Raw genomic sequence first — 11,718 nt, 5'->3', positions numbered from 1 at the left:
CCGCGCGGGCCCGCGCGGGGTCGAAGAGCACGTCGTTGCGCGGGTAACCCGACTGCAGGATCTCCCCCTCGTAGCCGAACGCCCCCCGCAGCGCCGCGGTGGCGAAGGGGCTCGGCGACAGCAACAGGTCCCAGGTCGCCACCTGCCGCGCCAGTTCCTCGCGCGGCACCCGCTGCGCGTACGGCATGCCCTCCAGGTCGAGCCCCAGCCGCTTGAGCGGTGTGCCGTGCCAGGTCTGCACGAACGTCTGTCCCCGCGGCTTGCGGTACCACCCCGGCTGGGTGCGCCGGTTGGCGACGACGAAGCGGCTGGTGCGCAGCGCCTCCTCGTGCTCGCGCGAGCCGAACAGGACCAGGCGCACGCCCGGCGGGACCGCGAACTGCCCGTCCCGGGTGACCCAGACGATCTCCACGTCCGGGTGGCGGCGCGCCAGCTCCTCCGAGACGGCCCGAGGGTTGCACGAGTACTGCCCGCCGCCGTAGCTGTCGAACACCGCGGCGTTCCGCAGCGCGGTCCGCCCCCGTGGCCAGGGCCGTGCGGCGGCCCGGCGCCTGCGCGTCGCGTACGGCCCGCGCTCGTGCGGGCCGAGCGCGGGACGCACCGCGAGGCTCAGGTCGCCGTCGCGGGAGGTGCGGACGGAGACCTCGTGGAACCCGGTGACACGCGGCCGCGGCGGGTCGGCGATCAGCGCCGGGCTCAGGCGCACCCGCTCCCGCCCGCCCTCCGGTGACACCGCGAGCACGCGCCAGGTCCCGCTGCGGAGCGGAAGTCCGTCGGCCGTCGTGCCGACGGCGACCGTCCACCTCGCCTCGTCCCGGCGGACGGGCCACGCGTGCCGCTCCGTGCCGCACTCGAGGAGGATCCGGCCGGACGGGCACCGTCCCGTCCCCTCCAGGACCAGCTCGCCGGACTCCGTCCACCGGATCGCGCTCACCCTGCCCGGATCGGGGCCGTGGCCGCCGGGATCGGGACCGCCGGGACCGGGATCGGGGCCGCCCGCGGCGTTCGGGCCGAGCGTGAGCCCGCGGTCGCGGGTGAGGCTGACGCGCACGTCACCCGCGTCGAAGACGCGCTCGCTCGCGCCCCCGGCCGCCCGCCCGGCCCGCGTCACGCCCCGCGCCAGGACCCGCGCGTGCAGCGCCCACCGGCCGGGAGGCAGGGCGTCGAGGGCGACCACGGTCTCGAAGCCGGAGTCGTCGTGGCAGGCGGCCGACTGACGGGAGTCGGCGGTCACGTCGGGCCTGCGGGTCCGCCGTACCGGCAGGGTGATCCGCTCCTCCCCCCGCTGGAGCCACAGCTCGATCCTGCTGCGCCCGCTGTCCAGATGGGCGATGTACGCGTGGCCGGCCAGGACGAGCCTGTCGTCCGTGTGGCGCACGTCGTCCACACCGGCCACGAGCCGCAGGTCGCGGGTGGCGTCGAACAGCGAGCGCGAAAGCCGGGGATCGCGCCGGAAGGGGTAGTCGAGATACCAGCGGCGGCGCCGCAGCCCCCGCCGGAGCACGCCCCGGTGCCTGATCTCCGACGCGGCGAACATCCGCAGCTCCGCCAGCTCGCCGGTCATGCCGTGCGCGGCGAAGTGGAGCTGGAGCCGCCTGAGAACCGGCAGCCGCTCGACCGCGCCGGGGTCCAGACGGCCCAGGGCCTCGGCGAGCCCGTCCGGGACGCGGTCGCGTACGGCGTCCAGCACCGCTTCGAGGTCGGGCCCCTCGGCCAGCCGCAGGTCGTACGCCGCGCGCAACGCGGGCGCGTGCCGGCCGAGCAGGTCCGACACCTCCAGCATCGCCCGCAGGCGGCACAGGGGATCGGCGGGCGGCCGGGACCCGCGCGTGAGACAGACCACGCTGCCGAGCACGTCGGCCGAGGTGGACAGCACGTGCGCGGGGATCGTCACCGGGAAGTCCTCGCCAAGTCCCGCCGGGAAGGCGAGGGCGTGCCGGTTCCAGAACTCCCGGCGGAACACGGTGCCGCCCGCCCTCGGGTCCTCCAGCAGCTTCGGGTGCCGGGTGATGTGCGTGCGCAGGAACTCCTTGGCCTTCCGGGCCGTGTCCTGCGCGTGCGGCGTCCAGGTGCGGATCCGGCCGCAGGCGAGGTCGGAGCCGGTGTGGTCGAGGGCGCCGACCAGCGCGCGGTAGGCGTCCGCGGGGACGACCGAACCGGGGTCGGCGAAGGTGAGGTAGCGGCCGGTGGCGAAGGCGGCGCCCGCGTTGCGCGTGACGCCGGGGTCGTCGCCGCCGTCGCCGAGCGTCAGGAGCGTGAACCTGTGATCGGGCGGGCGCAGGCCCCGCGGGCGCCCGACCAGGATCACCTCCAGGTCGTCCAGGGTCTGGTCGCGCAGGGATTCGAGGCACTCCTCGGCGTGTTCCTCCCCGCCGTGCAGGGGGACGACCACCGAGAGGCTGGGAGGCACCGTCACGCCGTCAGGATGCCGACGCGCGGCGGCGCGCCACCCGGGCCATCCCCGATGCCTTACGGTCACTTGGCCTGTTCTTGACCAACGGGCGGCGTGGTCAGCCGAACAGGCCGTCCACCACCCGGCGGGCGGCCCACCCGTCGGCCAACGGGCGGTATCTCGCCAGGAACGCGGCGTACGCCTCCCGGTGCTTGCCGGCGATCTCGTCGAGGTGCGCGACCGCGTCGAGCACCTCCCCCTCCCGCAGCAGCGCCGGCCCCGGCGCCTCGGGCAGGAGCCACAGGTCCTGCGGCCGGCCGGCGTGCAGGAGCACCGGCCGCCCCGTCGCGGCGAAGTCGAACACCGCCGTCACGTCCCCGGCGACCAGGACGTCCGCGGCGAGGTACAGCTCGTGCGGGTCCGGATGGCCGGTGACGTCGCGGAGCCGGGCGTCGTCCGGCCCGGCTTCGCAGGGACGGCGGACCAGCAGGACGTGGTCCTCCGGAAGCCCGGCCGCCAGGCGTCCGGCGTCGAGCGTGTCGTGCTCCCCCGCGACGTACAGCAGGACGCGGGCGGGATCCGGCAGGCCGAGGCGGCGCCGCACCTCGGCGGCGCGCTCGCGGGCGCCGGGACCGGTCAGCAGGTCGTCGCACGGCAGGCCGGTCTCCCACACCTGTCCGTCGAAGCCGAGCGTCCGCCGCAGCAGCGGCGTCCACCACGGGCCCGGGGAGACGAGATGGGTCCACTGACCCGCCCCGACGCCGCCGGAGACGTCCTCGCCCGGGTACGCGGACCCCTGCCAGGTCTGCACCACCGCCTGGCCGGGCCTGCGCTCGAACCACGGCGGCAGCGGCGCGTCGGTGACGACGAACCGGCACCGGGCGAGGGCCTCGTAGTGCTCCCGTCCCAGCGTGCGCACCGGCTCGACGTCGTCCGGCAGGGCGACCTGGCCGTCCCGCACGTTCCACAGCAGCGGCAGGTCGATCCCCCGGCGGCGCAGTTCCTCGCAGACGGCCCTCGGGCTGCCGCCGAAGCGGGTGCCCGCGCCGCCGTCGAACAGGACGGCGTCCCGCAGCGGTCTGTCCCGCATCTGGGGATAGGCCGTCGTGCGTAGCACCCGCTGCGCCTTCCTGCCCCGCTCGTCGGCGGTCAGGTCGCCGCTCACGGTCAACAGGGCCCGGCCGGGGCCCGTCGTGACGATCCCGAACGTACGGCGGGCCGTCTGGTGGGCCGCCGGCACGTCCGTGTCGAACTCCAGCGGCAGGTCGGCCCAGGTCCCCCCGGCGGCGCGTGCCCGGATCGACAGGGCGTACCGGCCGCGTGGCAGCGGCAGCGGCCCGGCGGGCGAGCCCACCCGCTCGGGCGTCAGCCGTGCCCGGAAGCGGGTTCCCGCACCCTCGATCGGCAGCAGCCACTCCCCGCGCCCGGGAACGGGGTTCAGCGCGGTCACCACCAGCGCCGACATCTCGTACGGCACCGCGAGGCCGCCCTCGACGAGCAGTTCGCCGCCCGGCAGCCACTCGGCGAGGTCGGCGTACGCCGCGACGGGCTGGTCCCGCAGGACCAGGCCGCCGGTGCGATCCCGCGACACGACCATCTCCCGGCCGGCCAGGCCGTAGCGGCCGGTCGGCACGTCCTCGGCGAGGGTCACCGGCGTGACCGTGCCGTCGGCGGCCCGCACCGCGACCTCCCACCAGACCTCGGGCGCGGCGACCTCCGCGGGCACGGCCTCCCGGAACGCGGAGGTCCGGCTCGCGGGCAGCAGGTCGCGCAGGTCGACGACGGCCTCGAAGGTCCGCCGGTCCACGTGCACGGGACCGGTGCGGGGGACGCCGCCGGGACGCCGGGTGACCTCGAGCAGCGGGCCCGGCCCGAGGTCGTTGACGACATGGCCCACCAGGCGCAGCCGGCCGTCCCGCACCTCGTGGGTGACGACCCGGGCGGTCTCCCGCCCGGCCCGGAGCACGAGGTCGCCGGTCTCGCCGAGCAGCGGCGCGACGTAGTGGTCGGGGCCCACGGCGCGGTATCCCGCCTGCTCGGCGATGGAGGCGGCGGCGCGCGGGTCGGTCAGCCGTCCGCGCCGCAGGACACCCCGGTGGAGCACCCGCAGCTCCACGTGCCACCGTCCGAGGCGGCCCGGCCTGGCCAGCGCCGCGGGGTCGATCGTCAGCCGGAAGCCGCCCCAGTCGCGCTCCTTCGACTTCGCCGAGATCCGGGTCCTGATGACCGTGGCCGGCACCCGGACGCGCCGTCCGGTCCGCTCGTGGACAAGGGCGGCGAAGACCTGCTGGTGCACGCGCCGGGTGGGCCGCAGGAACGGCGGGGCGGCGCGGCCCTCCACCACGAGCACGCCGTCCTCCCACCGGACCGCGTCGATTCGGTGACGCGGGACGAGTTCGTCCCTGGCCCTGGTGACGGCGGCGGGGATCTCGGCGGAGCGCGCGAGGGGCACGTTCAGGTGGTGACCGCCCATCCTGCGGACGAGCCGCCGGTCGGGCCGCACCTCCCGGTCCCAGGCGAGAATCTCCAGCAGGTCGGCCTGGCGGCGCAGCCGCACCAGATGCCACTGCAGACGCCGCAGGGCGGGCAGCCCGTCGAGCACGGGGGGCGCCACGTCCTCCAGGTAGAGGGCGGCGAGGTCGAGGAACCGCTCCCGGAACGCCGGGGAACCCTGGTCGAGCACGTCGAGGAAGTTCGTGAGGTCGCCGTCGAGGACGGCGTGGTCCCAGGCGTGGATGTGCGCGGTGAAGCGGTGCTCGCTGAGGAAGCGGCGGACCTCGGTGACGGCGGCGAACCGGTCCTCCAGATGCGCCGCCCGCGTCTTGTCCTGCGTGATCGAACGGCCGCCGCCCTCGCGCCGCCGCCACAGGTAGACCGGCGCGGGCAGCACGTCCACGGCCCGCGCCAGGAAGTGGGCGCGCAGGGCCACCGCGATGTCCTCGTACAGCACGCCCTCGGGGAAGGCGAACCCGTGGGCGTCCCAGAACGAGCGGCGCCACAGCTTGTTGGTCACCAGGCGGTCGCGCAGGAGCGTGCGCGCCCGGGTGATGTGGGTCGCCGCGGCGGCGTCGGCGAACACGGCCCGGTGCATGGCCGACTGACGGGCGCCGCGCCCGTCGAGGCGCAGCACGTTGCCCGTGGCGAGGTCCGACCCCGTGCGTTCCAGGGACGCCACGAGGTATTCGAGGGCGTGCGCCGGCAGCAGGTCGTCACTGTCGAGGAACATCAGGTAGTCCCCGGTCGCGTGCCGCACCCCCGTGTTGCGTGCCGCGCCGAGCCCCGCGTTGGCCTGGCGGACCAGCCGGAACCGGGCGTCCCGCGCCGCGAAGGCGGCGGCGATCCCGGCGCTGCCGTCCGGTGAGCCGTCGTCGACCATGACGACCTCGACGTCCTGCCAGGTCTGCGCGGCGACCGAGGCCAGGCATCCGGCGAGGTACGGTTCCACGTCGTAGATGGGGACGATCACGCTCAGGCGGGACATGGCTGGTCCTTGCGAGTCGGCGGAACGGCGATCGGAGGTCGGAAATCGGGGGCGGGGCCGGGGCCGGCTTGGCTCAGGCCGGGCGCACGAGCGCGCGCAGGCGCCTGCGGAGCACCCGCGCGGTGCGGCGCAGCGGCCTGGGCACCGAGCGGGTGAGCGGTTCAGGCACGAAGCGGAGCGGTTTCGGCACCGAGCGAAGCGGTTTGGACCCCGAGCGGGCTCCCCGCGGAGCACCCGCCTCGCCCGAGGCCTTCGCCGGCGCGCGGCCGGGCATCGGCGGCACGGAGGCGGCGGCGAGCGCGGTGGGCAGGAAGCCCCACGTGGAGCCCGCGTCCCACACCGTGCCGTACATCTCGTGGACCAGGTCGTCGAGGTCGTCCCCCGGCCCGGCGCATCGCCGGGCGCGGCTCATCGCGGCGGTGCGCTCCAGCCGGGCGCTGACGACGCGGCCGTCCTTCCGCTCGTCCAGCGCCAGCGAGACGATGCCCAGCCGCTGCCGGTCGGCGTGCTTCACGACCGCTCCGATGGTGCCGCGCGAGGGCACCCAGCCCGGCGGGCAGTGGAAACGGAACGGCACGGGGAAGCAGTCGTCCGGCACGGCCTCGCGGAAGCGCACGCGCGGCTCGCCCTGGTAGCAGGCGAGGACCAGCCGCAGGTCGAGGGAGGGATCGCCGAGCGGGTCCCGCCGCCCGCCGCCGAGCCGCCCCCAGGGCCCGACGACGGTCACCCGCACGTCGGGCAGGCGCCCGGCGAGCACGGCGTCGACGGTCGCCCTGACCTCCTCGAACGACGCGTCCCCCACCTCGACCACGACGTCGACGTACGGCACCAGATAGGAGCGGTGGGGGTGCCTGCGCAACCAGCGGAAGCTCGGGACGCGCTCGGCGAGGTGGGGCCAGTTGTGCCGCTTCACGTCGGTCTCCCGGCGCATGACGGTGGACCGGCCGAGGTGCCAGCACCGGCTGCGGCGGTCGGGCACGAACACGGCCCCCGCCTGGGCCAGCCGGTAGCCGAGCTCGGTGTCCTCGCCCAGGACCAGCGAGGCGTCCAGCCCGCCTGCGGCGCGCAGCAGGCGGACCGGCAGCGACGCGGTGGCCCCGACCATGACGGAGAAGGCGTTGAAACCGGCCGCGCGCAGGTCGTCGGTCTGGTCCCAGCGCCGCTCGGTCCACTGCGGAGTGGCGTCCTCCTCGGCGTAGAGCTTGTGCACCGCGCCCGCCTCGACGGCCGCGAGCACCTCGCTCGCCGGGACCTCGTCCAGGCCGGGCACGAATCGCAGGTGCCCGAGCACGACCAGGTAGTCGGCCAGGTGGTGCCAGCGCATCTGTGCCTCGACGTGCTCGGGGAACAGCACGAGGTCGGCGTCCAGGTAGAGGATCACCTCTCCCTGTGCCGCCTCGGCCCCCGCCGCGCAGGCGCTCGCCCTGCCCCACGCCCCGCCGCGTGGGCGGACCACCCGCAACCGCTCCGGCAGCGGCCCGGCCGGCGTGTCGGGCAGCGGCGCCATGGGCCGGTCGCCGTCGTCCACCACCACGACCTCCATGAGATGGGCCGGGTAGGTCTGCCGCGCCAGGCCTGCCAGCGTGAGCGGCAGCGTGCGCTCCGCGCGGTAGGCGGGGATCACCACGCTCACCGTCCGCGTGGGGGTCCACTCCCCGGGTGCCGGCGGCTCCCCCAGCACCCCGTAGTCGTTGAGCGGGATGCGCACAGCCCCCGTCACGTCCTCACCACCGCCCGCCATGGGGCACCGTCCTCCATCAGTTCGTTGAAGACCAGCCCGCGCCACTGCTCCTGGTACGCCGCGAGGAACGACTGCACGGGCTGACGCCAGGTGTGGCCGTACGCGCTGCGGCGGCGCAGCACGTAACCGAGGCCGTGGGTGCGGTAGATCCGGCCGCCGACGGCCTCCACCGCCTGCAGGAGCTGGCCGTCCACGGTCCTCGCCAGCGGACGGAATCCACCGGCCGCCTCGAACGCCGCCCGGGTGACCAGCATCGTGCCCCCGGCCACGAGCGGCGCGAACCGCTCGGTGCCGATGCACCTCCTGATCGTCACGTCGAGTGGCTCCAGGTAGACGAACTCCGCCGCCGTCCCGACGAGGTCGGCGCCGCTGTAGTGCCGGGCGAGCAGGAGGTCGGCGAGGTGGTCAGGGCCGTACCAGTCGTCGTCGTCCACCTTCGTCAGGTACGACCCGGACGCGGCGGCCGCCATCTGGTTCAGGACCTCGCCGAACGGCGTCGTGGCCGGGGCCTCGATCACGGTGAGCGGCAGTCGCGTGCGGGGGATCGCCGTCTCCCTCGCCGTGAAGCCGTGCAGCCCCACGATCAGCTCGGCGGTCACGCCGCGCTGGCGCTCCATCTGCTCGACCGCGAACGGCACCATCTCCGGGCGGCGCGTGCACAGCAGGATCGAAACCCGCGGCTCCGGCGGCACCGGCAGCCCGGCGGCCAGAGCGAGACGCCGCCAGCGGGCGGCGGCCCCGTGCTCGCGCAGCGCGGCCCTGCGCAGGCGGATGCTCAGCTCCTCCCGGCGCAGGTCGGACGCGATCGCCTCGCCCGTCACGGCCGCGAGCGCGGCGGCCAGGCCGGGGCCGAGCGCCCGGTCGCGGGCGGGATCGGGTGCGGCGAGCACCGGGATCCCGGCGGCGGCGAAAGCGGCCACGACGCGCGCGACCGCGCTCGCCCGCCCCTCCCCTGCCTGCGAGTCGATCGCGGGCACCTCGATCCCGCGTATGTCCCGCAGTCGGGCGACGTCCACGTCCGTGACCCGTCCCCCGGCCGGGAGCCGTACGAGCCTGTCCGCGCCGAGGGTGACGGCGAACCCCTCCCGGTGCGCGGCGAGCGCCGCCATCCCCTGCGAGGGCTGCCGGCGGAACCCGATGGGGTTGACCACGGCCTCGTCCAGCGGCGGCGCCAGACCATCCTCCACCGGGCCGCCGACCACCGGACCGGCAACCAGAGGGCCGGCAACCAGAGGGCCGACGACCACCGGGCCGTCCGCCTTCGCCCGGCGCAGCGGCAGGTCGCAGCCGGGGGCGTCGCGGCGGTCCGGCACCGGCCCGCCGGGCGGCGACAACGTCACGTTGGGATCGCCGGGCCGCCAGTCGGCCGTGCCGCCGCCCCCCAGCCCCGCGACGGGAGTGGTCGCCTCGCAGGCACCGAACAGGCCGCGCGCCACGTGGGCCACGACGTCGCCGGCCGGCACGGGCTCGGTGAAGGCGGCGTCGAGGTGCCAGCCGCGCCTGCGGCGGGTGACCCGTATCTCGGCCAGGTGACGCCAGCAGGCTCCCGGCGCGGCGACCGGCAGAGGCTGGGCCGCCCAGGGCGGCACGTCGGCGACGGCGATCCGCACCCGTGCCGCCGCGGGCAGCAGACCGCGCAGCGGCACCGCCCTGCGCAGATCGGCCGGGGACCGCACGGCGAGCACGACACATCCGAGCGCACCGGTCCCGTCCGGCCCTCGGTCGGCACCGGCCGCGCCCGGCAGGGCGGACTCAGCGCCGAGGCGCCCGTCCGCGTCGCCCGCCGCGAGCGCCGGCGCGGGAACGGAGACGTCTTCCAGCGGTGTCCAGGGACCGGTGAAGCCCTCGACGAGGCGGCCGAGCAGCGCGGGACAGGACTCGAACCCGATCCACGTCCCCCACGCCGACCGGGAGGCGGCTCGCGTCACCCGCCCTCCTCACACTGCCCGGTTCCTCTTCCGACCGGCCCAGCATCGCGAACCCCGCTCGTGACGGGGCTGCCTTAGCCCCTTCCTTGGCCGAAGGTTTAATCGCTCCCCGCCGCAGGTGGAGGCGGGTTTTCCGGCGATACGGAACCGGACTGACGAGGAGGAAGTGCCGCGAAGCACGTTACGATGCCGCGTTATAGATTCCCGAGGAGTATCCCCATGGCTGTACCTCGTCTGATCCCTGTGGCCGTCGCGTGCGCCCTCGCAGCGGCCACCGCCACCCCCGCGCAGGCTCGCGGGACCGATGAGCCGTACTGCGCGACCCACAAGTGCATCGCCCTGACCTTCGACGACGGTCCGGGGCCGTACACCCAGACGTTGCTGAAGACCCTCGCCGAATACAAGGCCAAGGCGACGTTCTTCGTCATCGGGACGGAGGTGAAGAAGCATCCGAAGGTCACTCAGCAGATCGCCAAGTCGGGCCACGAGATCGGCAACCACTCGTGGGACGCCAGCTACCTGACCGAGCTCACGTACGCCCAGATCAACAAGAAGATCGGCGACACCCAGCGGCTGATCCAGAAGACGACGGGCAAGGCCCCGAAGCTCTTCCGCGCCCCCGGCGGGCTGCGCAACGGCGGAGTGCAGGAGATCACCGCCAAGTTCGGGCTCCTCCAGGTGCCCGGCACGACCGCCACGAAGGACTACATCAAGACCTACCGGCACGTGGACCTTCTCACCAGCCGGGCCCTCGACGTGGCCGGCGAGGGCGAGGTCGTGCTGATGCACGAGACCGTCAAGGAGACCGTGCAGTCGATGCCCGAGGTGCTCCAGACGTTGACCGCGGAGGGCTACAGCTTCGTGACGGTGTCCACCCTGCTGGAGGGCCAGGAGCTCACCCCGGGACAGGTATATCCCGACCGGTCGGGGACGATGACGACGGCCGCCGTCGAATGATCCTGCGGCCCAGCGCCTGAGCCGGCGCCTCAAGGAAGCGGTAGGTGAGCCAGCTCAGCGTGAGCAGCGCCACGAGGTAGCCGAGCGTGAGAGCCGCCCGGCCGGTCGGCGCGAGCGACCGCAGGTCGCCGGCGAGCACGTTCAGATACTTGAGCAGCGGGTGGTGCAGCAGGTAGACCGAGTAGCTGATCAGGCCGAGCCAGGTCAGCACGCCGGGCACGCGCCGCCCGCGCAGCGCCATGCAGAGCGCGAACGTCCCGCCGGCGAGGACCATCGTGGTGATCCACACGTCGGGCTGCACCCACCACCATCCCGCCTGGATCGACCACACCGGCGCGGCGGCCACCAGGGCCGCCGCGGCCACGACCGGGCCGAGCCCGGCCGTCCCCCGCTCCCACCGGTACAGCGCCGTCCCCGTGAACATCACCGCGAGGATGGCCGCGCCGAACCACGGCACGAAGCTGCCGAACACCAGCAGCACGAGCGCCGTCAGGCCCAGCGCGTACGCCGCCACCCTCCGGAACCGGCCGGTGATCAGGCAGGCCAGGCCCGCGACGAACAGCACACCGGTGGCGACGGCGGGCCACGGCCCCGGCAGCAGCGGCGCCGACAGCACCAGCCCGGCGCCCACCGCCATGACGCCGAAGGCGATCGCCAGCGTCCCGCTGCGCCGGTGCACGCCGCCGACGAACAACGCCGTGACCAGCAGGTAGAACACCATCTCGTACGACAGCGTCCACATCGGGTCGGCGAGGGCGCCGGTGTGGACGACGTCGAGCAGCATGCTCACGTGCGCGGCCACGGCCGAAGGGTCCCGCGGCACCTCCTGGCGCACCGGAACCCAGAACGCCATCGCGAGCACGAGGGCGATCACCAGCAGATACAGCGGGTACAGCCGGAAGACCCGGCTGATCCAGAACGCCCCGACGTCGCCCCTGTTCTCCAGGGACGCGGGGATGATGTACCCGCTGACCAGGAAGAAGACCAGCACGCCGTACATGCCGAGGCTGAACCAGTAGGGGCGCAACGACGGCATGAGCCAGGGCAGCGCGTGCTCGGCGACCACCGCCATCGCGCCGATCCCCCGCAGGGCGTCCAGCCAGGCGAGCCTGGTGGCCTTGGCGCCGGAGCGAGCGGTGACGGGCTGAGTGGCAATCACCGCGATACCCTATCCGGCACGGCCGGGATCAATCCGGTTGATCTCCACTCATCGATCCCG

At 74.8% G+C, this 11,718-nt stretch carries 6 protein-coding genes; 1 reads left to right on the top strand and 5 read right to left on the bottom strand.

Annotated elements, in window-relative coordinates:
• From AB0J39_RS23710 to AB0J39_RS23695, 4 genes are all read right to left on the bottom strand, one after another.
• Positions 1 to 2,416: CDP-glycerol glycerophosphotransferase family protein (locus tag AB0J39_RS23710; protein WP_363468296.1), on the bottom strand; the 2,416-nt coding region annotated here is incomplete at its 3' end.
• A 94-nt stretch (positions 2,417 to 2,510) separates the two neighbouring features.
• Positions 2,511 to 5,873 carry a glycosyltransferase gene (locus AB0J39_RS23705; RefSeq protein WP_363468294.1) on the bottom strand — a complete coding sequence of 1,121 codons (3,363 nt, stop codon included), beginning with the start codon at positions 5,871 to 5,873 and terminating at the stop codon, positions 2,511 to 2,513.
• A 73-nt stretch (positions 5,874 to 5,946) separates the two neighbouring features.
• Entirely contained in the window at positions 5,947 to 7,593 is a 1,647-nt protein-coding gene (locus tag AB0J39_RS23700; RefSeq protein WP_363468292.1) for a glycosyltransferase family 2 protein, read from the bottom strand.
• Entirely contained in the window at positions 7,590 to 9,542 is a 1,953-nt protein-coding gene (locus tag AB0J39_RS23695) for a glycosyl transferase family 2 (protein WP_363468290.1), read from the bottom strand. The genes AB0J39_RS23700 and AB0J39_RS23695 overlap by 4 nt, the downstream gene beginning before the upstream one ends.
• A gap of 219 nt (positions 9,543 to 9,761) precedes the next feature.
• Here AB0J39_RS23695 and AB0J39_RS23690 point away from each other — a divergent pair, with 219 nt between their 5' ends.
• A complete protein-coding gene (locus tag AB0J39_RS23690; RefSeq protein WP_363468288.1) occupies positions 9,762 to 10,499 on the top strand; it encodes a polysaccharide deacetylase family protein in 738 nt (245 codons plus the stop codon).
• Here the strand turns inward: AB0J39_RS23690 and AB0J39_RS23685 are convergent.
• On the bottom strand, positions 10,438 to 11,658 hold the full coding sequence (locus AB0J39_RS23685) for an acyltransferase (RefSeq protein ID WP_363468286.1): 1,221 nt from the start codon (positions 11,656 to 11,658) through the stop codon (positions 10,438 to 10,440). The genes AB0J39_RS23690 and AB0J39_RS23685 overlap by 62 nt on opposite strands.
• Between the last annotated feature and the right edge of the window lie 60 nt (positions 11,659 to 11,718).

The sequence above is a fragment of the Microbispora sp. NPDC049633 genome (genome assembly GCF_040675265.1).
GTDB classification, from domain to species: Bacteria; Actinomycetota; Actinomycetes; order Streptosporangiales; family Streptosporangiaceae; genus Microbispora; species Microbispora maris.
Note: the sequence above shows the minus strand (reverse complement) of the source record. Positions and strands in the feature narration are given on the sequence as shown.

Bases quoted from the DNA above. Each gene is read 5' to 3' on its own strand.
- AB0J39_RS23690 (WP_363468288.1), top strand. From the start codon at position 9,762: ATGGCTGTACCTCGTCTGATCCCTGTGGCCGTCGCGTGCGCCCTCGCA.
- AB0J39_RS23705 (WP_363468294.1), bottom strand. From the start codon at position 5,873: ATGTCCCGCCTGAGCGTGATCGTCCCCATCTACGACGTGGAACCGTAC.